The 23,817-nt window shown below is 71.2% G+C and carries 18 protein-coding genes; 11 read left to right on the top strand and 7 right to left on the bottom strand.

All coding sequences use genetic code 11. The annotated features are described in order from the left end of the window. The first annotated feature begins 23 nt into the window (after positions 1-23). From ACWIE7_RS02345 to ACWIE7_RS02300, 10 genes are all read left to right on the top strand, one after another. Positions 24-635 carry a TetR/AcrR family transcriptional regulator gene (locus ACWIE7_RS02345; RefSeq protein WP_454057370.1) on the top strand — a complete coding sequence of 204 codons (612 nt, stop codon included), beginning with the start codon at positions 24-26 and terminating at the stop codon, positions 633-635. Continuing rightward, complete coding sequence (locus ACWIE7_RS02340; protein ID WP_454068508.1) at positions 632-2,386, top strand: NTP transferase domain-containing protein; 1,755 nt, start codon at positions 632-634, stop codon at positions 2,384-2,386. Before ACWIE7_RS02345 ends, ACWIE7_RS02340 begins: the two co-directional genes overlap by 4 nt. A gap of 48 nt (positions 2,387-2,434) precedes the next feature. Beyond that, entirely contained in the window at positions 2,435-2,899 is a 465-nt protein-coding gene (locus ACWIE7_RS02335; RefSeq protein ID WP_452099746.1) for an RrF2 family transcriptional regulator, read from the top strand. A 156-nt stretch (positions 2,900-3,055) separates the two neighbouring features. Beyond that, entirely contained in the window at positions 3,056-4,318 is a 1,263-nt protein-coding gene (locus tag ACWIE7_RS02330) for a globin domain-containing protein (protein ID WP_454068507.1), read from the top strand. 178 nt (positions 4,319-4,496) lie between these two features. Continuing rightward, positions 4,497-5,774 carry an MFS transporter gene (locus tag ACWIE7_RS02325; protein WP_454057373.1) on the top strand — a complete coding sequence of 426 codons (1,278 nt, stop codon included), beginning with the start codon at positions 4,497-4,499 and terminating at the stop codon, positions 5,772-5,774. Then, on the top strand, positions 5,771-9,514 hold the full coding sequence (locus ACWIE7_RS02320; protein ID WP_454068506.1) for a nitrate reductase subunit alpha: 3,744 nt from the start codon (positions 5,771-5,773) through the stop codon (positions 9,512-9,514). Before ACWIE7_RS02325 ends, ACWIE7_RS02320 begins: the two co-directional genes overlap by 4 nt. After that, on the top strand, positions 9,514-11,169 hold the full coding sequence (gene narH, locus ACWIE7_RS02315) for a nitrate reductase subunit beta (RefSeq protein WP_452099742.1): 1,656 nt from the start codon (positions 9,514-9,516) through the stop codon (positions 11,167-11,169). The genes ACWIE7_RS02320 and narH overlap by 1 nt, the downstream gene beginning before the upstream one ends. Positions 11,170-11,172: 3 nt before the next feature. Further along, positions 11,173-11,895, top strand: a complete 723-nt coding sequence (gene narJ / locus ACWIE7_RS02310) for a nitrate reductase molybdenum cofactor assembly chaperone (RefSeq protein WP_452099741.1) — start codon at positions 11,173-11,175, stop codon at positions 11,893-11,895. Next, the gene (gene narI / locus ACWIE7_RS02305; protein WP_230930907.1) at positions 11,892-12,713 is read left to right on the top strand and encodes a respiratory nitrate reductase subunit gamma; all 822 of its coding nucleotides are present in this window, start codon (positions 11,892-11,894) and stop codon (positions 12,711-12,713) included. The genes narJ and narI overlap by 4 nt, the downstream gene beginning before the upstream one ends. Then, entirely contained in the window at positions 12,697-13,743 is a 1,047-nt protein-coding gene (locus ACWIE7_RS02300; RefSeq protein WP_454068505.1) for a tellurite resistance/C4-dicarboxylate transporter family protein, read from the top strand. Before narI ends, ACWIE7_RS02300 begins: the two co-directional genes overlap by 17 nt. A gap of 31 nt (positions 13,744-13,774) precedes the next feature. On the opposite strand, the gene ACWIE7_RS02295 is transcribed toward ACWIE7_RS02300, so the two are convergent. The 7 genes from ACWIE7_RS02295 to ACWIE7_RS02265 form a co-directional block, all read right to left on the bottom strand. Beyond that, positions 13,775-14,515, bottom strand: coding sequence for a hypothetical protein (locus ACWIE7_RS02295; protein WP_454068504.1), 741 nt, complete (start codon positions 14,513-14,515; stop codon positions 13,775-13,777). 127 nt (positions 14,516-14,642) lie between these two features. Continuing rightward, the gene (locus ACWIE7_RS02290; RefSeq protein WP_452099738.1) at positions 14,643-15,548 is read right to left on the bottom strand and encodes a VOC family protein; all 906 of its coding nucleotides are present in this window, start codon (positions 15,546-15,548) and stop codon (positions 14,643-14,645) included. A gap of 208 nt (positions 15,549-15,756) precedes the next feature. Beyond that, positions 15,757-18,450 (bottom strand): multicopper oxidase domain-containing protein, encoded by a 2,694-nt coding sequence (locus ACWIE7_RS02285; protein WP_454068503.1) that lies wholly within the window; start codon positions 18,448-18,450, stop codon positions 15,757-15,759. A 33-nt stretch (positions 18,451-18,483) separates the two neighbouring features. Continuing rightward, positions 18,484-19,290, bottom strand: a complete 807-nt coding sequence (locus ACWIE7_RS02280) for a molybdate ABC transporter substrate-binding protein (protein WP_452099736.1) — start codon at positions 19,288-19,290, stop codon at positions 18,484-18,486. A 3-nt stretch (positions 19,291-19,293) separates the two neighbouring features. Next, positions 19,294-19,557, bottom strand: coding sequence for a MoaD/ThiS family protein (locus ACWIE7_RS02275; protein WP_344992743.1), 264 nt, complete (start codon positions 19,555-19,557; stop codon positions 19,294-19,296). A 31-nt stretch (positions 19,558-19,588) separates the two neighbouring features. Continuing rightward, positions 19,589-20,635, bottom strand: a complete 1,047-nt coding sequence (gene moaA, locus ACWIE7_RS02270) for a GTP 3',8-cyclase MoaA (protein ID WP_454068502.1) — start codon at positions 20,633-20,635, stop codon at positions 19,589-19,591. A 35-nt stretch (positions 20,636-20,670) separates the two neighbouring features. Further along, the gene (locus ACWIE7_RS02265; RefSeq protein WP_452099824.1) at positions 20,671-22,032 is read right to left on the bottom strand and encodes a uracil-xanthine permease family protein; all 1,362 of its coding nucleotides are present in this window, start codon (positions 22,030-22,032) and stop codon (positions 20,671-20,673) included. Positions 22,033-22,238: 206 nt separating this feature from the next. On the opposite strand from ACWIE7_RS02265, the gene ACWIE7_RS02260 reads away from it, so the two are divergent. Then, the gene (locus ACWIE7_RS02260; RefSeq protein WP_454068501.1) at positions 22,239-23,492 is read left to right on the top strand and encodes a molybdopterin molybdotransferase MoeA; all 1,254 of its coding nucleotides are present in this window, start codon (positions 22,239-22,241) and stop codon (positions 23,490-23,492) included. The last annotated feature ends 325 nt before the right edge of the window (positions 23,493-23,817 follow it).

Raw genomic sequence — 23,817 nt, 5'->3', positions numbered from 1 at the left:
CGCGGCGGGCCACAATGGACACCATGCCCTCGCCCATCGATCCTCGCCGCGCCCGCTCGCGCGGCAAGTTACTGGACGCCGCCGCGGACCTCCTCGTCTCCGGGGGCGCGGCGGCGGTGACGGTGGAGGCGGTCACGCGCCTGTCGGGCGTGGCGCGGACCACGCTGTACCGCAACTTCCCCTCGACGGACTCGCTCATCGCCGCGGCGTTCCGGCGCCTGCTACCCACCCCGGAGCCGCCGCCGGCGGACCTGTCGGTGCGCGGGCAGCTGGTCCACCTGTGCGCCGCCCTGACCCGGCTCATCCAGACCGTGCCCATGCAGCAGTCGATGCTCGGCTGGCTCGCCATGGGGCGCGGTGCCTCCGACGACGACGAGGTGGGCGAGCTGCGCCGCAGCGTGGTCGAGTCCTACGCCGCGCCCCTCCACGAGGTCCTCTCCGCCGCGGAGGCCGACGGCACGCTCACCCCCGGCGACCGCGACCTCGCCGTGGCTCAACTCGCCGGCCCCGTGGTGCTGGCCCGCATCATCGGCCTGCGCCCGTTCACCGAGACGGATGTCGAGCGACTCGTCGACGACTTTCTGCGCGATCGCCTGGCCACCCCGGAAGAACGGCGACAGGAGAGCCTGCAGTGAGGGGCACCGTCGGCGCGATCATCCTCACCGGCGGCCGGGGCAGCCGGCTCGGCGGGGTGGACAAGGCCCGGCTCCCGGTGGCCGGTCGGCCGATGGTCGAGACCGTGCTCGGCGCCGCCCGGGCCGTCGCGGGGCCGGCCATCACGGTGGGACCGGGTGGTGACGCCCGCGAGGACCCGCCCCATTCCGGACCGGTCGCGGGAATCGCCGCGGGACTGGCGTGCCTTCCGGACGGTGTCGACGTCGTCGTCGTCGTGGCCTGTGACCTTCCCGAACTCGACGCCGGCACCCTCCGCGCGCTCGTCGACGCCGTGCGCACGTCGGGCGCGGCGGCCGCGCTCGGCGTGGACGCCGCCGGTCACGAGCAGTACCTCCTGGCCGCGTGGGACCGCCGCGCGCTCGCCGCGCGCCTGGCGCGACTCGAGGCCACGGTCGGCACGGCCGGACGAGCGGTGCGCGCCCTGTATGACGACGACGATACCGTCGCCACGGGGTTCGTCCACGTGCCCGTCGGCGCCCAGGCACTCGACGTCGACACGTGGGCCGACCTCGCCGGGCGTGGGCCGGTGGCGCTCGCGCACGTCGGCCCGGTCCTGGCCGCGGGCCTGGATGCCGTGCCGGCGGCCCGGCTGGCGCTGCTCGACGCCGTGGGCGCGGTGCTGGCGGCGCCGCTGGTCGCGGCCGATCCGATGCCGCGCGGGCGGGTGTCGGCGATGGACGGGTACGCGCTGGCCGGGCCCGGCGCCTGGCGGCTGACCGGGGCCGCGCGGCGGGCCGGCGACGGTTCCGCGGCGACCCTGGAGCCCGGATGCGCGGCGCCGATCGCGACCGGCGCGCTCGCCCCCGCCGGGACCGACCGGGTGCTGCGCCACGAGTTGGTCGAGGTCTCGCCGCCGGGCGCCGGGCCGGCACTGGTCACCGCCCTGGGCGCGGCCGACGGGATCAACGACCTGCGGCCGGTCGGCGAGGACTGGCCGGTCGGGCACGCCCTCGCGCCGGAGGGCGCCACGCTCGACGCCGCGCTGGCCTCGGCGGCGCTGTCGTCGGGACTGACCGGGGTCGTGGTGCGGGGGCCGGTTCGGGCGACGGTCGTGACCACCGGCGATGAGGTGCTGCCCGCCACCACCCCGCCCCCGCTGCCCGACGGGCGGATCCGCGACACCGTCGGGCCGCTGCTCGGCGCGGTGCTCGCGCGCGCCGGCTTCGGGCCCGCCACCGCCGCGGTGGAACACTGTCCGGACACCGAGGCCGAATTCGAGGCGCTGCTGCAACGGCCGCGCGCGGCCGGGGAGGTGCTGGTGCTCGTCGGGGCCACCGGCCGCGGGGTGGCCGACCACCTGCGCCCGGCACTCGAGCGGGCGGGCGCCCGGATCGTGCTCGACGGGGTGCGGGTCCGACCCGGCGGCTCGCAGATCGTGGCGGCCCTGCCCGGTGGGGGCGTGCTCCTGGGACTGCCGGGCAACCCGCTGGCCGCGGTGTGCGCTGCCGCCAGCACCGGCCGCGCGCTGGTCGACGCCCTCACGGATCGACGGCGGACGCCTGTGCTCGCGCCCGTCCCCGCCCTGGCGGGACTGGCCGCCCCGACCCGATCCCGGATCCTGCCCGCGCGACCCGACGGCTCCGGCGGCTGGTCCGTGGACGAGCGGGTCCGTACCGCGCACCTCGCCGACCTCGCGGGGGCGCCGTCACTGGCCCTGATCCCCGAGGCCGCGGCCGGTTCCGAGCTGGTCGAGCTGATCGACTGGATCTGACGCCCCCGAAATGCGTTGTGCAAATTCGCATTATGGGATCATGGACGGGTGAACATCTCCCGTCACTCCGACCTCGCGCTTCGCACCCTCATGCTGCTCGCGGTGGGCGACCGGGACGGCGAACGGATGACCGCGGGCGCCATCGCCGGTTCGGTCAACGCCTCCCCCAGCCATGTCGCCAAGATCGTCTCGCGCCTGGTGGATCTCGAGGTCATCGCCTCGCGCCGCGGCCGCGGCGGAGGGCTACGGATAACCGACGTCGGGCGGAACCACTCCGTGGGCGCCCTGCTCCGCATCCTCGAGGGCCCCGGCGAGGCGGTCGACTGCGAGGGTGAGCAGCCCTGCCCGCTCGCCGGGAACTGCCGACTGCGCCGGGCCTTCGCCGAGGCCCGCGAGGCCTTCTTCGCCACCCTCGATCCGCTCACCGTCAACGACATCGTCCACTCCCCCACGCGGCAGATCCTGCTCACCCTGGAGCCGAGATTCACTCCGACGGTCGCGGAGCGGCCCTGACGTGCAGTTCCTCTGCACTACGTACGGAGAGCGCAAATATCCAGCTCAAGTGGGTATTCGAACTCACACAGCGTGAATGCGCATATCGATGTCGCATTCTGGCAGGCTCGGATTCAACGCCTCCACACCCGTAGGGGCCGGTCCGGAAAGGCTGCCATGACCACGTCACTGATCTCCCTCGAGTCGATCCTCGCCCGCCCCCGGGCGCTGTCCCCGCACAACGTCCCGGTCATCCGCGAGACGCTGCCGGTCATCGGTGCCCACATCGACGAGATCACGCCGCTGTTCTACACGACGATGTTCGACAACCACCCCGAACTGATCCGCGACACCTTCAACCGCGGCAATCAGAAACTGGGCGCCCAGCAGCGCGCCCTGGCCGCCTCGATCGCCACGTTCGCCACCATGCTCGTGGACGGCAAGAGCCCGGTCGACCTGCTCTCGCGCATCGGACACAAGCACGCGAGCCTGGGCATCACCCCGGAGCAGTACCAGATCGTCCACGACAACCTGTTCGCCGCGATCGCCCGCGTGCTCGGCGACGCCGTCACCCCCGAGGTCGCCGAGGCGTGGGACGAGGTCTACTGGATCATGGCCTCCGTCCTCATCGACTTCGAGAAGGGGCTGTACGCCGAGGCGCAGGTCGAGCCGGGTGACGTGTTCCGGACCGCCACCGTCGTCGCCCGCGAGGACGTCACGGACTCGGTCGCCGTCTTCACCCTCGCCGGGCCTGACGGCGAACGCCTCCCCGACTTCCGCCCCGGCCAGTACACCTCGGTCGGCGTGGTGCTGCCCGACGGCGCCCGCCAGCTGCGCCAGTACTCACTCTCGACCGCCTCCGGCGACGGCACCTGGCGGATCGGCGTACGCCGCGTGGACCCCACCGCCGGCGGCTGTCCCGCCGGCGAGGTCTCCGGCTGGCTGCACGCGACGGCCGAGGTCGGCACCACCCTGCAGGTCACGCTCCCGTTCGGCGACCTGGTCCTGGACCAGGCCGACGCCGGGACCGCCTCCGCCCCGGTGGTGCTGTGCTCAGCCGGCATCGGCATCACGCCGATGCTCGGCATTCTCGCCCAGCTCGCCGCGGAGGAGACCTCGCGTCGCGTGCTCGTCCTGCACGCGGACCGCTCCCCCGGCCAGCACGTCCTGGCGGGCGAGGTCGCCGGCGAGGCCTCCCTGCTCGCCGACGCCGAGGTGCACTCCTGGTACGAGGACGGTGCCGACACCGCGTCCGGCCCGGGCACCGTCCACCACGGGCTCATGGACCTGTCCGCGGTGCCGCTGCCCGCCGACGCGCACGTCTTCCTGTGCGGCTCCGCCGGGTTCCTACAGGCGGTACGGCCGGCCTTCCTGGCGGCCGGCATCCCGGAGGATCGGCTCCACGCCGAGCTGTTCGCGCCCAACGACTGGCTCGTCTGAGCCGCTCACTGTTGACGATGAAAACATTGCTGCGGCGAATATTTGCCCGGTAACGAACCCCGCCACATTCGTCGAACCGCCCACGGCGCGGTGACGGACTGTCGCACACTCGGGATTCGGGCCCGTTCCCCTGTCGTCCGTGCCCGACCCGCGAGACTCTGACGTGAAAGGACCGCCCGTGTCCTCAGGCTCCGACCCCGTGACCTCCGACCCCTCCGCCGCGCCCGCCATCGATCCCACGAAGGCCAACCTCGCCCTGGCACTGTGTTTCGCCGGGTTCCTGCTCACCTTCTGGGCGTGGGCGCTCATGGGCCCCCTCGGCGCCACCTACAAAGAAGACCTGGGGCTCTCCTCGTTCCAGCAGTCCCTGGTGGTGGCGCTGCCCGTGGTGGTGGGATCGCTCGGCCGGATCCCGGTGGGCGCGCTGACCGACCGGCTCGGCGGCCGCACGATGTTCCCGCTCATCGCGGCGTTGACGATCATCCCCACGCTCTTCGTCGGCTTCGTCGACAACAGCCTGATCGTCCTACTCATCGGCGGCTTCTTCCTCGGCATCGGCGGCACCTCCTTCGCGGTGGGCGTCCCCACCGTCAACTCGTGGTTCCCGCCGAACCGGCGCGGCACGGCGATCGGCATCTTCGGCGCCGGCATGGGCGGCACCGCCGTCGCGGCGTTCACCACCCTGCGGCTCCGCGACGCCTTCGGCGACCAGGCCCCGTTCATCCTGGTGGCGGTCCTGCTGGCGATCTACGCCGTGACAGCCCGGATGCTGCTGCAGAACTCACCGGCCTGGGCACCGGCCCAGGGCAACTGGGTGGTCAAGGCCGCCAGGACGCTCGCCCGGCCCGTCACGCTCAAACTGTCGTGGATGTACGCGATGGGCTTCGGCGGGTTCGTGGCGTTCTCGGTGTACCTGCCGACCTACCTGCACAACTTCTACGAACTGGACATCGAGGACGCCGCGCTGCGCACCGCGATCTTCGTGGTGGTCGCCGTGGCGTGCCGCCCCCTCGGCGGTGCGCTGGCGGACCGGTTCGACGGCGGGTGGGTCCTGGTCATCAGCTACGTCGTCACCGGCCTCATGGCCGCGGCCGCGTCCGAGCGCATGCCCCTGATCGGGATCGACGACGGCAGCTTCTACCCGGTGGGCACGGCCGTGTTCCTCGTCATGGCCGCCTCGCTGGGCGTCGCCTCCGGCGCGGTGTTCGCCCTGGTCGCCGAACTGGTCGAGCCGTCCTCGGTCGGGTCGGTCACGGGCATCGTCGGCGCCGTTGGCGGGCTCGGCGGGTTCGTCCCGCCGCTCCTGCTCGGCTACTTCTGGACCGCCGACAGCAACTACCGCACCGGCCTGCTGCTGCTGTTCGCCCTCTCGGTCATCACCGCGGCGCTCACCTGGCTGTGGTTCCTCCGCAACAGTCGCAGCGCGTCCACCGCCACGGAAAGGACTCCGGCATGACCAGCACAGACCCCCGCCTGGACGGCCCCGCCTCCGAGGCCATCCTCAAGGCCGGCCGGTTCTTCCGCCGCGGCACGGCCTCCGACGATCTGCGCACCGTGACGATCGAGGGCGGCCGCGAAGCGGACGTGTTCTACCGCGACCGCTGGAGCCACGACAAGGTGGTCCGCTCCACGCACGGCGTCAACTGCACGGGCTCGTGCTCGTGGAAGGTGTACGTCAAGGAGGGGATCATCACCTGGGAGGCGCAGCAGACCGACTACCCGGACATCGGTGACGACATGCCGGGATACGAGCCCCGCGGCTGCCCGCGCGGTGCCGCCTTCTCCTGGTACACCTACTCGCCCACGCGGGTGCGCTACCCGTACATCCGCGGTCGCCTGCTCGAGCTGTGGCGGGCGGCGCGCGCCGAGCACGCCGACCCGGTGGACGCCTGGGGGTCGATCGTCTCCGACACCGCCAAGACCGCCTGGTACAAGCGTGCCCGCGGCAAGGGCGGCCTGGTCCGCTGCCGCTGGGAGGACGCCGTCGAGATCGCGGCCGCCGCCCACGTGTACACCGCGAAGACCGCCGGCCCGGACCGAGTCGCGGGCTTCTCCCCGATCCCGGCGATGTCCATGGCCTCGTTCGGGGCGGGCTCGCGGTTCATCGAGTTGTTCGGCGGCTCCATGCTCTCGTTCTACGACTGGTACGCCGACCTACCGGTGGCCTCACCGCAGGTCTTCGGCGACCAGACCGACGTCCCCGAGTCCGCCGACTGGTTCAACTCCTCCTACCTCGTGATGTGGGGTTCCAACGTCCCGGTCACCCGCACCCCGGACGCCCACTTCATGACCGAGGCCCGGTACAAGGGCCAGAAGGTCGTGGTGGTCTCGCCCGACTACGCGGACAACACCAAGTTCGCCGACGAGTGGCTGCACCCGCACCCGGGCACCGACGGCGCGCTGGCCATGGCGATGGTCCACGTGGTGCTCACCGAGTTCTACGCCCGCCGGGGCACGCCCGAGTTCGAGCGCTACGCCAAGCAGTACACGGACCTGCCGTTCCTGGTCACGCTGCGCACGCGCTCCGACGGGTCGGTTCTGCCGCACAAGTTCGTCACCGCGGACATGGTCGGTGCGGGCGTGCTCGCGGAGGATCCGGGCGAGAACGCGGCCAACAAGACCGTCCTGCTCGACGCGGTCACGGGTCGGCCGGTCGTCCCGAACGGCACGCTGGGCCACCGGTTCGGCGAGCAGGGCGCGGGCGACTGGAACCTGGATCTCGGCGAGGTCGACCCGGCACTGTCCCTGCTGGACACGCTCGAGGGAACCGCCGAGGTCACGTTGCCGCGCTTCGACACCACGCGCGGCGACGCCGGCACCATCACCCGTGGGGTGCCCTACCGGACCATCAGGGGCCGCGACGACGACGACAACCCCACGGACCTTCGCGTCACGACCGTCCTCGATCTGATGATGGCGCAGTTCGGCGTGGGCCGGGAGGGGCTGCCGGGCGATTGGCCGACCGGGTACGACGACCCGCAGCCGTACACACCGGCCTGGCAGGAGGAGCACACCGGCGTCCCGGCCGCGCAGGCCGAGCGGATCGGGCGGGAGTTCGCCCGCAACGCGCTGGAGTCCGGTGGGCGCTCGATGATCCTCATGGGGGCGGGTACCAACCACTGGTTCCACTCCGACCTCATCTACCGGGCGTTCCTCGCGCTGACGATCCTCACGGGCACGCAGGGCGTCAACGGCGGCGGCTGGGCGCACTACGTGGGCCAGGAGAAGGTCCGCCCGCTGACCGGGTTCCAGCAGGTGGCGATGGGTCTGGACTGGTCCCGGCCACCGCGGCAGATGATCGCCACCGCGTTCTTCTACCTGCACACCGGGCAGTGGAAGTACGACGCGTACGGCGCGGACACCCTCGCCTCCGCGACCGGCGAGAACCGCTTCGCCGGGATGAGCACCCCGGATCTGGTGGCGATGTCGGCGCGACTGGGCTGGATGCCCTCCTTCCCGACCTTCTCGGCCAACCCGCTCGACCTGGGGGACGAGGTCGCCGAGGCGGGCGTGTCCGCGGCCGAGCACGTGGTGGGCCGGATCAAGGACGGGTCGATGCGCTTCGCCGCCGAGGACCCGGACGGCCCCGGCAACTCCCCCAAGGTCCTCACCGTGTGGCGCTCGAACCTGCTCGGTTCGTCGGCCAAGGGTGACGAGTACTTCCTCCAGCACCTGCTGGGCACCGACTCGTCACTGCGCGCCGACCAGGCCCCGGAGGGGCACCGGGGTCGGGACATGGTGTGGCGCGAGGACGCGGAGGACGGCAAGCTCGACCTGCTCGCCACGCTCGACTTCCGGATGACCTCCACCACGCTTTTCTCAGACCTCGTGTTCCCGGCGGCCACCTGGTATGAGAAGCACGACCTGTCCTCGACTGACATGCACCCGTTCGTGCACTCGTTCAACGCCGCCATCGACCCGCCGTGGGAGACCCGGACGGACTTCGACACCTTCCGGCTGCTCGCCGAGAAGGTGTCGGAGTTGAGCCACGGGCACCTCGACACCCGCACCGACGTCGTGGCGGTCCCGTTGGCACACGACACCCCGGACGCCCTGGCCAACCCGGGCGGCACGGTGTCCGACTGGAAGGACGGCTCGTGTGAGCCGGTGCCGGGGCGGAACTTCCCCAAGATCGTCACTGTCGAACGCGACTACCGGCTGATCGGCGAGAAGTTCGGCTCCCTCGGGCCGCTCGCCGAGAAGGCGGGGATGCCGGTCAAGGGATTGCTGCTCAAGCCGGACGAGGAGATCGGCGTCCTGCTCAAGGCCAACGGCGAGACCCGCACGGGCGCCGGCCGGGGCCGCCCGCGCCTGGACACCGACATCCGCATGTGCGAGGCCATCCTCACCCTGTCCGGTACCACCAACGGGCGACTCGCGACCCAGGGTTTCGAGCAGCTCGAGGCACGCACCGGCCGGGAGCTCGCCGATCTGTCCCGCGGTGAGTCCGGCAAGCGCATCACCTTCGCCGACACCCAGTCCCGACCGCAGCCGGTCATCACCTCCCCGGAGTGGTCCGGCTCGGAGCACGGCGGCCGCCGATACAGCGCGTTCGTCATCAATGTCGAGCGGCTCAAGCCGTGGCACACGCTCACCGGCCGCATGCAGTTCTTCATGGACCACGACTGGATGGCCGAGGTGGGCGAGCAGCTCCCCGTCTACCGCCCGCCGCTCAACATGCACGAGCTGTACGGCGAGCCGGTGCTCGGCAGCACCGACGGATCCGGTGGCGCCGGCGCCGCACTGACGGTCCGCTACCTCACCCCGCACAACAAGTGGTCCATCCACTCGGAGTACCAGGACAACCTCCTCATGCTCAGCCTGTCCCGCGGTGGGCCGACCATCTGGATGAGCAGGGAGGACGCCGAGCTGATCGGGGTGGTCGACAACGACTGGGTGGAGGCGGTCAACCGTAACGGCGTCGTCGTCGCCCGCGCCGTCGTCTCCCACCGGATGCCGTCCGGCACCGTCTACATGCACCACGCCCAGGACCGCACGGTCGACGTGCCGATCGCGGAGGCCTCCGGTAAGCGCGGCGGCATCCACAACTCGGCCACGCGGATCCTCATCAAACCCAGCCATCTCATCGGCGGGTACGCCCACTTCAACTACGCGTGGAACTACATCGGCCCCACCGGAAACCAGCGCGACGAGGTGACGGTCATCCGCCGTCGCTCGCAGGAGGTGCAGTACTGATGCGCGTCATGGCCCAGATGTCCATGGTGATGAACCTGGACAAATGCATCGGGTGCCACACGTGTTCGGTGACCTGTAAGCAGGCCTGGACCAACCGGTCCGGCACCGAGTACGTGTGGTGGAACAACGTCGAGACCCGCCCCGGTCTCGGCTATCCGCGGACGTACGAGGACCAGGAGCGGTGGAAGGGCGGCTGGGAGCTGGGCCGGGGCGGCAGGCTGCGCCTCAAGGCCGGCGGGCGGATGAAGAAGCTGCTGGAGATCTTCTCGAGCCCCACCATGCCGTCGCTGGACGACTACTACGAGCCGTGGACCTACGACTACGACATGCTGGTCTCGTCCCCGCTCCAGGAGCACACCCCGGTCGCGCGACCCTACTCGCTCATCAGCGGCGAGCCGATGAAGATCTCGTGGTCGGCCAACTGGGACGACGACCTGGGCGGGTCGCCGACCCACATGAAGGACGACCCGATCCTGGCCAAGGTGGGCGAGGACATCAAGGCCGAGTTCGAAGAGACCTTCATGTTCTACCTGCCGCGGATCTGCGAGCACTGCCTCAACCCGTCGTGCGTGTCCTCCTGCCCGTCCGGCGCGATGTACAAGCGCGTCGAGGACGGCATCGTGCTGGTGGACCAGGACCGCTGCCGCGGCTGGCGCCAGTGCGTGACCGGCTGCCCGTACAAGAAGGTGTACTTCAACCACCGCACGGGCAAGGCCGAGAAATGTACGTTCTGCTTCCCGCGCGTCGAGGTGGGCATCCCCACCGTGTGCTCGGAGACCTGCGTCGGCCGGCTGCGCTACATCGGCCTGGTTCTCTACGACGCGGACAGGGTGCTCGCGGCGGCGTCGGTGCCGGACGAGCACGACCTGCTGGCCGCCCAGCGCGAGTGCTTCCTCGACCCGAACGACCCCGAGGTCATCGAGGCCGCCCGCGAGGCGGGCATCCCGGAGGACTGGATCGAGGGCGCGCAGCGCTCACCGATCTGGCAGCTCATCTCGCGGTTCGAGGTGGCCCTGCCGCTGCATCCGGAGTACCGGACCATGCCGATGGTCTGGTACGTCCCGCCGCTGTCGCCCATCGTCGACCGCGTCGCCGCGGACGGCGGCGACGGGGAGGACTCCGACACGCTGTTCGGCGCGATCGACACGATGCGAATTCCCATGGAGTACCTCGCCGAGCTGTTCACCGCCGGGGACGTCGACACCATCCAGACGGTGCTCAACCGACTCGCCGCGATGCGCACCTACATGCGCGACATCAACCTCGGCCGCGAGCCGCGGGGCGAGATCTGTGAGGCCGTGGGCATGAGCGAGGAGGACGTGTACGACATGTACCGCCTCCTGGCCCTGGCCCACTACGACGAGCGGTACGTCATCCCCACCGCCCACCAGGAGCAGGCGCATTCCCTCGAGGAGCTGGTCACCGACTGCAGCCTCGACTACGACGGCGGCCCCGGGATGATGGGCGATTCCGGCCCGTTCGGTGAGGGCTCGGGCGACCAGGCGCTGCCCATCGCGGTGGAGAGTTTCCACGCGTTGAAGCAACGCCAGACCTCGGACACCATCGCCTCCCCCGCGGACAAGGGTCGGCGGGTCAACCTGCTCAACTGGGACGGCCTCGGTACCGGCGGCCTCTTCCCGGGAAGGAAGGGCTGAGCCGTGGCGTCGCAGTTCCTCGCCGGTACCGGCTTCGGTACCGATCTGTTCTCCCGGGTCCGCAGGGCGGTGATGCCCGGCTCCTCCCCGGCCGTCGGCCGCGGGGCGCCGGAGGACCGCTCGCTCTATCAGGCTGTCTCGCTCCTGTTGGACTACCCGACCCCCGAGCTCCTCGAGCGGCTGCCGCTCATCCGCGAACTGGTCGACGACCGGGGGGACGTCGCACGGCCGCTGCTCGGCCTGGTCGACCACCTCGAGTCGACGCCGCTGGGTGAGACGCAGGAGGAGTACGTCGAGACGTTCGACCTGCGTCGTCGCTGCTGCCTGTACCTGACCTACTTCCGCTACGGCGACACCCGCAAGCGCGGCACGGCGCTGGTGGAGTTCGTCGAGGCCTACAAGTCGGCCGGCGCCCGGTTGGACGCCGCGGAACTGCCCGACCACCTGGGCGTGCTCCTCGAGTTCGGGGCCCAGCACGATCTCGACCGGTGCCGGGCTCTGCTCGTCCAGCACCGCCCCGGTCTGGAGTTGCTCCGGATCTCCCTGACCGACCGGGGGTCCGCCTGGGCCGGCGCCCTCGAGGCGGTCTCGGGCACGCTCCCGCCGATCGGCGGCGACGACCGCGATGCCGTCCGCCGACTCGTCGCCCAGGGGCCGCCCGACGAAGAGGTCGGGCTCGAAGCGTTCACCTCCTCGTCCTACCTGGAAAGCGGGGCCCGGCCATGACCGAGACGACCACAGTCGACGCGACGATCCTGGACATCGTCCTGTGGGTGGTCCTGCCGTACGTGTGCCTGGCGATCTTCGTGGTCGGCCACTGGTGGCGGTACCGCTACGACAAGTTCGGGTGGACAACCCGCTCGAGCCAGCTCTATGAGTCCCGCCTGTTGCGGTGGGGGAGCCCCCTGTTCCACTTCGGCATCCTGGCCGTGGTCGCGGGCCACTTCATCGGGCTGGTGATCCCGGAATCGTGGACGCACGCGATCGGCATCACCGAGACCGGCTACCACTGGATGGCGGTGTCGCTGGGGGTCGTCGCCGGGTTCTGCACGCTCGTCGGACTGGCGATCCTCATCTACCGTCGTCGCACGGTGGGGCCCGTCTTCTCCGCGACCACCGCCAACGACAAGCTGATGTACTTCTTCCTCACCGTGACGATCCTCTTCGGACTGGCCAACACGGTCGTCGGCAACATTCTCAGCAGCTACAACTACCGCGCCGACCTGGCCGTCTGGTTCCGCGGCATCTTCTGGCTGCACCCGGACCCCGTACTCATGACCGACGCGCCCTTCACGTTCAAGGCCCACGCGATCCTGGCGTTCCTACTGTTCGCGATCTGGCCGTTCACCCGTCTGGTGCACGTGTTCTCCGCGCCCGTCGGGTACCTGTGGCGGCCCTATGTCGTGTACCGCTCGCGTCCGTCGGGCCAGTTCGGCAACCGCCCCTACCGCCGCGGCTGGATGCGCGAGGACGTCGGCGACGTGAGCCGACAGGTCGGCGAGGGCCGTGCCCGGTCGGGTTCGAGCCGTGCCGCACGCCACTAGGACATCGCCCGGCCGCCGCCTCCCGACCCCCGAGCGGCTGTCCCCCGGCTACTTCGCGCTGGTCATGGCGACGGGCATCGTCGCGATCGGGGCGGATCTGCGCGGGTGGCACACCCTGTCCCTGATCCTGCTCGTCCTCACGGCGGTCGAGTACGTCGTCCTCGTCGTACTCAATCTGTGGCGGTTGCTCGCCTATCGCACCGAGGTCGCGGCCGACCTCCACGACTCCCGCCAGGCCTTCCTGTTCTTCACCTTCGTGGCCGGGACCAACGTCCTGGCGGCGGGGCTCGCCGGCCACGGTCTCTACGTTGTGGCGGCGGTCCTGCTGGTCGTCGCCACCCTCGCCTGGCTGATCCTCGGCTACTCCGTCCCCTGGGTCGCCGTCCTGGCCCGCACGGAGCGGTCCGTGCTGACGGAGGCGAACGGCACCTGGTTCATCTGGGTGGTGGCCGCCCAGTCCGTGGCGGTCGGCGCGGCCACCCTGGAACCCCACTTCGAGGCCGGCCGCGACGCGCTCGCGATCCTCGCGGTAGCCGCGTGGTCGGTCGGCGTCGTCCTCTACGTGGCCTGCGCTGTCTACGTGTCGCTGCGGCTCATGGTCTACCCGTTCGACCCGGGGGAACTCGACCCGCCGTACTGGGTGTCGATGGGCGCGGTGGCCATCACCGTGGTCGCGGGGGCACGCATCGTGGAGATGTCCAGCGCGCCGATGGTCGACGCCGTACGCGGCCTGGTCGCCGGCCTCGTGGTGGTCTTCTGGTGCTTCGCCACCTGGCTCATCCCCGTCCTCGTGGCGGTCGGCTACTGGCGGCACCGCGTGCGCGGCGTGCCATTTCGCTTCGAGCCCACCTGGTGGTCGATCGTCTTCCCGCTGGGCATGTACGCAGTGGCGGGAATGTACCTCGGTCGCGCCGATCAGCTGCCCATCGTCGCCTGGATCGGTCAGGCCTGGATGTGGGTCGCGGTCACGGCGTGGACCGGCACGTTCGCCTGGATGATCCGGTCAGTGGCGTCGCGCCTGCGCCGCTGACCGTCGGCCACGCCCGGTCACCACCCCGCGGTCACGACTCGGCCGTGCACCCGCCGTCCAGCGAGGCCGAGCCGGTGGACCCGGCCGCGCTGCCGGCCATGCTGCCGGTCGACTCGCCGCCCGTACTGCCCGCGGCACTGAACAGGCCGCTCACGGGGATCCCGCCTTCGCACTCGCCGGGCTCCGGCTCCGGCTCGGGCTGCGGCTCCGGCACGGTGAGCCGCCACTCGATGGCCGTCTGGACACGCGCCCCCTGGGTCTCCCTGCCCGCATCGGGATGCAGCCCCACGCTGTCGACGATCCGCACCTGCTCCCGCGGTGCCAGTTCCACCGAGTTCAGCACGGTGCCCACCTCGACCGCCGGGCCGTAGGCGTGCTCGAGGAAGTCCTCCCCGTAGTACGTGTAGCGCACGCCGACATCGTCCCCGAAGTCCGACTGGACGGTGAACAGCGAGTTGGCGGACGAGGACCAGTCACCGATGAATGTCTCGAACGTCCCGGGCACCGAGTCGGCGTTGCGGACGTAGTAGTGGCGTTCAACCACCGCGCCCGGGGAGAGGTTCCCCCCGCTGAACGGCGGCAGCACGGCGCTCGGATCCTCAGACCACGTGATCCCGTCGGCGGAGAACTCGAATATGCCCGGTGTGGGAGCCGGCTCCCCCGTCTCCTGCGCCGAGGCGGTCCCCGCCCCGGACAGCAGCATGGACAGCGCGAGCGCGAGGGTGCTCACGATCGCCGCGAGCACCACCGTCACCCGTGTTCTGCCACTCACGATTACCCCGACACCACGTCGCTGGCTGTTCACCCGACATCACCTCTCTGCGCCGCCGACCGGCCGGGCGCCGGGTCAGTCCTCCCTGAAGCTAGGTCAGAACGCCCGCCCCGGGGCCGGTTCGAGATCAGGCACCCGCGGGGGCGACCTGGATGAGGGTGCCCCACGGGTCGTCGAAACGCAGTGTGCGACCGTCGTGCCGCACCTCGATTCGATGATCGACCAGTCGCTGCTGCAGCGCGGCGACGTCGTCGTCATCGGGCAGGTCGATGTTCACCTGCCCCAGACCCAGGGCGGCGGCGCGGGGCCCGGCTCCCGCGGTGCCCCAGGTATTGACGGCAACATGGTGGTGGTACCCGCCGGCCGCGATGAACAGCGCAGTCCCGAGGTCACTCATGACCTCGAACCCGAGGGCGTCCACGTAGAAGTCGCGGGCCACGCCGATGTCACCGACCTGCAGGTGGACGTGCCCGAGCGTGGCCGGCGGCGGCGCGACCGGCCGTTGCGGGAGATGGGCGCGCAGAAACGCGTTGGGGTCCAGGGCGTTGGTCGCGGTCTGGAGCAGGCCGTTGCCGTCGCGCTGCCAGGTCTCCCGGGGGCGGTCCACGTACAGCTCGACGCCGTTGCCCTCGGGGTCGTCGAAGTAGAAGGCCTCACTGTAGAGATGGTCGGAACTACCGGTGAACGACTGCGGTGCGAGTCGTGCCACCGACGCCGCGGCGAACGCGAGCGACTGACGGTCCTCGAAGAGCACGGCGGTGTGGAACAGCCCCGCCTCCCCGGGTCGCCGCGGCGGCAGATCGCGGACGCGGCGCAGGCGCACGAGCGGCTGTCCGCCCCGGCCGAGCTCCGCGGTCTCACCCGACTGCTCGAGCACGTCCAGGGTCACGCCGCGGGAGTAGAAGGCGATCATCGCGTCGAGGTCGCGGACCAGGAGTTCCACGGCGCCCATGCGCGCATCGGCGGGCAACAGTCGGTCGGCGGGGCGTTCGACGAGGCTGCGCGGATCGGGGTTCTGGACGAAGACGGGCATGACAACTCCTGCGTTACGGACGACTGCGATTTTTGATGATGTATCACCTACATTAACCGATGGATCTGCCCGCTTATTCCCCGCGCACGAGACTCCCGGGTCACCCATCGCGCAGAGACTTCCGCACGCATTGCCCGAGTGCCGACGTGCGAAACCCACTTATCGATGCTGCCGCCGCGCAGTCGCGAGCGCGGATGCCGCTGTCGGGTCAGCCGGTGACGTCGATGAAGCCCGTCGCACCCTTCTCGGCGTCGGCGAACGAATGGTCGACGAACGTGTACCGGCCCGGCTCGACGAAGGTCATCTCCACGAACCCGCCCTGCGCGGGCGAGAGGTCCAGCGCCTGCGCCCCGCCGCTGCCGCCGCCGAACGCGTCGCGGCCCTCACGCAGCAGGTAACCGCCCTCTTTGTAGACGGTGTCGAACTGCGAGCCCACCACGTGGAAGCTCGTGCCGTCGCTCGGCCCGGCCACCACCACCCAGATCCGCACCGTCTCGCCGACGCGCGCGGTGAGCGGGTCACGGCGGTACTGGGTGGCGTGCCCGTTGAACATCACCAGATCCGGTTGCCGGGCGGCGATCTTGTCCATGTCGAACGGCTCGTCCGGCCCGCCGAGGTACGACTCGGACTGCACCAGCACGTACTCACGGTCGACCGGCGGCAGATCCGGCGGGTCCACGATGAGCGCGCCGAACAGCCCCGCGGCGACGTGTCCGGTCATCGGCATGCTGGCGCAGTGGTAGAGCCAGGCACCGGCGCGGTTGACGGTGAACCGGTACTCGAGTTCCTCCCCGGGCGGGATCGTGCGCATCACCTCGTCGGGCTTCACGTCGCCGGCGTGGAAGTCGATCGAGTGCCCCATCGTGCCCTCGTTGCGCAGCGTCACCACGAACTCGTCGCCGACCCTGCCCCGCAGCGTCGGCGCCGGTAGCCCGCCGTTGTAGGTCCACACGGGACGCACCACCCCGGGGGCGAGCTCGTCGGTCGTCTCCTCGACGGTGAGCGTGACGCGGTGGACGCGCCCGGGCGGCGCGGCGGCCAGCACGGGGTCGCGGGTCGCGAAGTCGTCCGACGGCGGCGCCATCACGTCGATCGCCGAGGTCGGGGCGCCGCCGTGCGTGGTGCGGTCACCGGGGACGGAGCCGGGCCACGAGGGGGCGCCGAAATCTTCGAGGGTGCCGGAGCCAGCGCCAGAGCCGCCTTCGACCAGCACGCTGAAGGTCATACCCATCGCCTTGTGCCCGGCGATCGTGCACCAGCCCTCGAGCGAGCGGCCGATCACCCCGGCGTCGAACGTGACGGTCTCGCCCGGGCCGACCCGGCCCGAGTCGGCGCCGTTGGTCAGGTATAGGTCGTGGATGTTGGTCTCGTCGCGGTTGGTGAGGGTGATCTCCAGCCGGTCCCCGGCGGGGATCGTCACGGTGTCGGGGAAGAACCGCATGCCGTCCGCGGCGACCTCGACGGACGTGGTGTTGCCGGTGGGGGTCACGGCGACGGCCTCGCCGCCGCGGCGCAGCGGCGAGGAGGGGTCGACGGCGAGGGCGGCCCCCGTGGCGAGCACCACGACCAGGACCGCGGCCAACGCGCCGGTCAAATTGCGCTGCTTCCCCGGCGCGATCGGCGGCCGGGGCGTGTCCGCGCTGACCCGGGCGGGCTTCTCCCCCGCCTCGCGCGCCGCCGCGGTCTCGCGGATGACCCGCAACTGGGCGCGGACCGCGCGGATCATCACCGGGAGGAACAGGACGAAGCCCAGGAACGTCAGGGACGAGCCCACGACCCGGGTCCAGCTCGTTCCGCCGGGGGCGAGGAACACGAGCAGGCCGGCGTTGACCAGCACCAGCCGGAACACGGCCAGGCGGTTCATCTCGATCATGCCGGCCCGCACCGCGGCGGGACCGCCTCGCATCACGGTGGGCATGAGGAAGCTCATCGCCCCGAACAGGATCTGGGCGGCCGCCCCGGCCAGGAGTGGCACGGTCACGGCGCCGAGGTCCTCGACACGGTCCGCCGCGACCAGCAGGGCCGCCCAGCCCACCGCGACCGGGAACCAGATCAGGCCGCAGCCGATGCTCATCGACGCGAACTCCCGCGGCGGCGTCCGGCGCGCCATGCGGGCGAGATAGTAGAGGTGCCAGAGGACGGCCCCCAGGTACACGACCATCGCCGCGGCCGTGACGATCCACGCGCCGGCCAACGAGGCCGCGGCCACCGCGACGACGGAGACCGACAGCACGACGAGCGACTGCGTGGCCGCCGTGTCCTGCCCCTCCGCCATCGGCGCCCGCAGGACGGTCGCCCAGAAGGTCACCAGGGTGGTGAGCACGGTGATGCCGACGAAGCCCAGCACATTGACCGCGAGGTGGAACGCGTGCAGCCGGACGGACCACTCCGCGGGGACGCCGACCCCCATGAACGCGCCGGCCACCGCTCCCGCGGGAAGGAACGCCGCCGCGATGGCGTAGTAATTCACGATGGGCCGGAAGCGGGACGGGGCGGCGGCCCGGATCTGCCGGACCAGGCCCACGATGTACCAGCACACCGCCCCGCCGACGACAGCCGCGCCCGCGATGATCGCCACCGGGAACGCGGCGATCATGCCCACCACCAGCACCACGACACCGGCGTTGAGCACCATGATCCGGCGCACCTGCACACCTCGGGCACTCTCCGGGGATCGCCGGTGCAGCAGTGTCTCGGTGAAGTGTTGCCCCCACACGAGGATCGAGTTGGTGATCAGCCCCAGCGTGAACATGTGGACGAGCACCCATGTGGAGGCCGGAACCCAGCGGTGGACCATGCCCAGGATCACCAGGGCGATCATCCACAACTGGACCGGCCGGGTCGCCCGCCGGTGCCACGATCCCCTACGCCGAGACCCGGCCTGCGGTTCAGCGGTGCTCATGGGCCCCCAGTCTAAGTTCTCGTTGATACCGGCTCAGCCGGAGACCGCCTCAAGCCCCGAGTTGAGGAGCGCGCTGCGTCCGCGGCTGGAGAGCACCAACTCGACGAATCTGTCCGACGCGGCCGCCTTCGCCTCGGAGGACGGGCCGTCCTCGCCGCCGGGCACCCGGGCCAGAACATAGCTGGTCGTGCCGGAGGCCTGCTGGAGTTCGCGGTCCCGCGGGTCGACGTCCACCTCCTCGACCCAACCGTGCGAGCTGGCCACGTCGGTCCGGTAGATGATCCCCACGTCGGCGTCGTTGTCCGCGAGCTGGGCGGCGAGCGCCCGGGACCCGGCGATCCGTTCGACGTCGACCGGGTCCTCCCCCGCCGCCGTCAATAGGGTGTCGGCGGCCTGGCCACAGGGCACCTCCACATCGCAGAGCCCCACCCGCAGGCCCTCCCGGTCGAGATCCTCCAGGCCGGAGACGTCCTTGGGGTTGCCCGACGGCACCGCCAACACCACGTGATTGCGTGCGAAGACGCGCGGGTCCACCGCCGCCCCCTCCGCCACGACCCTCTGCATCGCCTCCTCGCTCGCGGAGGCGAACACGTTGATGTCCGACCGCGAGCCGAGGCTCTTCGCGATCTCGCCTGACTTGCCCAGCTCGATGCTGACCCGCACCCCGGGATTGTCGGCCTCGAAGACGCTGATGATCTCCGTGAACGCCGCCGACAGCGACGGTGCGGCCGCCACGCCTATGGTGACGGCCTCCTCCTCGACTTCCTCACTCGCACAGGCCGCGGCCCCCGAGCAGGCGAGAACTGCGGTCAGGACGGCGAGGACCGGGCGCTGGCGCACGAGTCAGCCCCCGGCGAACGGCGGCAGTACGTCGACCTCCGAGACACCGGCGATCGAGGCGTGCGGGTCCCGGGTGGTCTCCTCGCCGACCAGGAAGGAGGACACGGTGACGATGCTCGCCAACGGCTCGCCGTGGCGCTCGCAGACCTCGCGGGCCAGCTCACCGACGGTGGCGGCGTGCGTGTGCAGCCGTTCGCGGGCCGTGCCCGCCGCGTCTTCCGCCGCGGCGTAGTAGCCCACGGTGATCACCCTCGGATTACTGCTCACATCGCCGATGTTATCGCCTGACTCTGACACGTCACCCACCGATGGCTCCCATCGACCGCCGCGGCCGGTGGAACGCCGTGCCGCCGATCCCGTGGCCGGCTTGCTTGCCCCACATCGCACCGCGCCACGCGTCGGCGACCTCGCGGTCCGGCGCCCCGGAGCGCAGGACCCCGAGCACGTCCGTCTCGTCGTCGCTGAACAGGCACGACCGGACCGTGCCCTCGGCGGTGAGGCGCGTGCGGTCGCAGGCGGCGCAGAAGTTCCGGGTGACCGTGGCGATCACACCGACCGTCGCGGGCCGCCCACCCGCAGTGTGCCCGGCCACCTCCCACAGTTCGGCCGGCGCCGACGGGTCGTCGCGACCCGCGGGGATCAGCTCGTACCGGGTCGACAGCGAGTCGAGCACCTCCTGAGCGGTGACCATCTCCACCCGCGACCAGGTGTTGTCCGCGTCGAGCGGCATCTCCTCGATGAAGCGCAGTTGGACACCCTCGGCGAGCGCCCACTCCAGCAGGTCGGGCGCCCCGTGCAGCGTGGCCCGCATGGGCACGGCGTTGACCTTGACCGGGTCGAGGCCCGCGGCCACCGCCGCGCGCACGCCGCGCAACACCGACGGCAGCCTGTCGCGCCGGGTCAGCTCGGCGAACTCGGCCCGGTTGACGGTGTCCAGCGAGATGTTGATGCGGTCCAGCCCGGCGTCGACGAGCCCGTCGATGCGGTGTTCGAGACCCACCCCGTTGCTGGTCATGGCGATCGGCAGGTCCGGGCACTCGGCGCGCGTGCCGGCAATGATCCGCTCGAGGTCCTGCCGCATGAGCGGCTCGCCGCCGGTGAACCGCACCTCGTGGACGCCCAGCTCGCGGTGCGCCAGGGCCACCAACCGGATGACCTCCTCGGTGGTCATCCTCGCCTCATCGGGGATCGGCGGCAGCCCCTCCTCCGGCATGCAATAGGTGCAACGGAGCGAACACTTCTCGGTGAGGGAGACCCGGAGGTCCCGGGCCACTCGTCCGAACGAGTCGACGAGCAGCGGCGTGGCGGGGCGCGGTGAGCGCGTTCCGATCTCGGAATCTGCCACGGCGACACCTCCAATCTTCGGTCGCTGCGGCCAGTCTAGGCCGGACCCGGATCCTCGACCTCCGGGTTGGGCCCGAGCAGGGTCATCTCGTGGATCTCGTCCCGCTCGGCCTGCGCGCGGAGCGTCGGCGCGATCACCCGGCCGAGGTGGTAACCCAGCACCACGACGAGGGTGCCCAGGGCGATGCCGCCGAGCTGGAACGAGTCCGTGATGTGCAGCGTGGTGTCGCCCACGGCGATCACCACGCCCGCCGCGACCGGCACCAGGTTGAGGGGATTGCCGAAGTCGACCCGGTTCTCCTTCCAGATCTTGGCGCCGAGCAGGCCGATCATGCCGTAGAGCACCACCGTGATCCCGCCGAGCACGCCGCCGGGGGTCGCGGAGATCACGGCACCGAGCTTGGGGGAACATCCCAGCACGATCGCGGTCAGCGCGGCCACCACGTAGGCGGCGGTGGAGTACACCTTGGTCGCGGCCATCACGCCGATGTTCTCGGCGTACGTCGTGGTGGCCGACCCGCCGAACGAGGTGGCCAGCACGGTGCCGGCACCGTCAGCGGCCAGCGCGCGCCCCATGAGCCCGTCGGTCTCGGTGCGCGTGATCTCGCCGATCGCCTTGACGTGCCCCGCGTTCTCGGCGATCAGCGCGATCACCCCGGGCACCACCAGCAGCACGAACGCCAGCGAGAAGTCGGGCGCGTGGATACCCACCACGCCGGCGGCCTCGTCGGTCATGGGCGGCAGCCCGATCCAGGCCGCGTCGGCCACCCCGGACCAGTCGACGCGCAGGTGCTCGGTCACCTCACCGGCGGTGGCGCTGAACGACGTGATGGGCCCGGTGAGTACGTCCAGCACCCAGGACAGGACGTAGCCGAAGATCAGCGCGAGGAAGATCGCGATCCGCCCCGCGAAGCCCTTGAGCCCGACGGTCATCCCGATCAGCACGATCATCACCGCCAACGCGACCCACTGGTCCTGCGGCCAGTACGTCTCCGCCACGACGGGCGCGAGGTTGAAGCCGAGCAGCATCACCACGGCGCCTGTGACGACCGGCGGCAGCACGGCCGTCACCACACGGCCGCCGACGAAGTGCACCACCAGGCCCACCACCAGCAGCGCCGCGCCGGCCACGAGCATCGCGCCGGTCACCTCGGCGCTCGTGCCGCCCTGCGCCCGGATCGCGGCGACCGCGCCGACGAACGCCACGGACGTGCCGAGGTAGCTGGGCACCTGCCCCTTAACCACCGCGAGGAACAGCAGCGTACAGACGCCGGAGAACAGGATCGCCAGCTGCGGGTTGAGCCCCATGATGATGGGGAACACGAACGTCGCGCCGAACATCGAGACGACGTGCTGCGCGCCGATGCCGATCGTGCGCGGCCAGCTCAGCCGCTCCATCGGGGCCACGACCTCGCCGGGCCGGATGTTCTTGCCGTCCCCGTGGACCGACCACAGGCCGGTGCGGGCGGACGTCGTATCTGGCGTTGTCGTCGTCGTCCTACCGTCGTTCTTCTTCTCCGCCACGTCTCACCTGTCACCCTTCACCGTCCGCGGACCGCCGCGCGCGGGCCGTAGGCACAGTACAACGCGGTTACCGTGGAGGCATGGCTTCCTCCCACAGCGACACCGCGCGCCCGTCCCCCGACGGCTACCGCGACCTCGTGCGCACGCGCCTGGCGCCGATGTTGGCCCGCGCCGCGCAGTCCACCCGACTGCCGTTGGTGGCGTGCCCCGACTCGGTGCTGGCCCGCGACCTGCGCGCCGCGGTGGACCTGCCGTTGTTCGTGAACTCGCAGATGGACGGGTACGCGGTGCGGTCGGCGGATGTGGCCGCGGCGAGCCCCGACGCGCCCGCGCGGTTGCGGGTGGTGGGGGCGGTGCACGCCGGCCAGGGGCCGGGGCCGGGGGTCGACGACGACGAGGCCTGCAAGATCATGACCGGGGCGCCCGTCCCCGAGGGCGCGGACTGTGTCGTTCCCGTGGAGGACACCTCACCGGACCCGGACGACGGCTCGGTGGTGCTGGTGCGGGCACCCCGCGCGCGGGGCGAGTTCGTCCGGAGTCCCGGCGACGACGTCCGCGCCGGTGACGTGGTGATCCCGGCGGGCGTGCAGCTCCGGGCGCGACACCTGGCGGCGGCGGCCTCGCTGGGCGAGTCGGCGCTGGACGTGCGGCCGCGGCCCCGGGTCGGGGTGGTGGCCACCGGTTCGGAGCTGGTCGCGCCCGGTCGGCCGCTGGGGCCGGGGCAGATCTGGGAGTCCAACTCGCTGACCCTGACGGCCGCACTCAAGACCTGTGGCTGCGAGGTGACCGCGACCCTGACCAGCGGCGACGACCGCGACGAGTTCACCGCGGCCCTCGATTCCGCGGCCTCCGACGCGGACCTGGTGGTGACCGTGGGCGCGGTGTCGATGGGCGACGCCGAGGTGGTGCGGCAGGTGCTCGACGGGCGCGACGGATCCCGGTTCGCGCCGATCGCCATGCAGCCCGGTGGCCCGCAGGGGATGTCGACGTGGCGGGACACGCCCGTGGTGTGCCTGCCGGGCAATCCCGTGAGCGCGTTGGTGTCGTTCGTGGTGCTGCTGCGGCCGGTCATCCTCGAGGCGGTGGGCCGGTCGCCGGTGCAGCCAGTGCGGGCCCGGCTCTCGCGCGATGTCACCTCCCCCGCCGGGAAGGTCCAGTTCCTGCGGGCGGCGCTCGGCCCTGACTCCGGCGCCGGCATCCCCGTCGCCGAGCCCGTTTCGGGCCCCGGCTCGCACCTGGTGGCCTCGATGGCCCGCGCTGACGTGCTGGTCGAGATCCCGGCCGACGTGACCTCGTTGGCCGCCGGGACCGAGGTCGAGGCGATTCCTCTGTAGGGTCCGCCCTGTCCGACCTCCCCGGGGACTCGCGCACCCTCTTTGCGCAGTTCCGCGGCACCTGCGCACCCATATTGCGACATTCAGGGCGCGAAGCTCCAGTCCACTTCCGGCCCTGCCTATCCCGCTCGACCAAGAGGTCGCGATCCGTGAGACCACGTCGCGTTTCGTGAAACCCGGTCGCATTCCTGCAGGCCTCTTCTCGGCCGATACCTGCAGGAATGCGATCGGTATGCGGGCCTCATGCGGCTGGCGGGAGCAGAACTCCGGTACAGCCAGAAGGCGCGTGACGAAGCACACGCTTTTGCACTGTCTGCAAACTTGC

Source organism: Dietzia sp. NPDC055343 (assembly GCF_053645265.1).
This window is presented reverse-complemented; position numbering and strand designations above follow the sequence as displayed.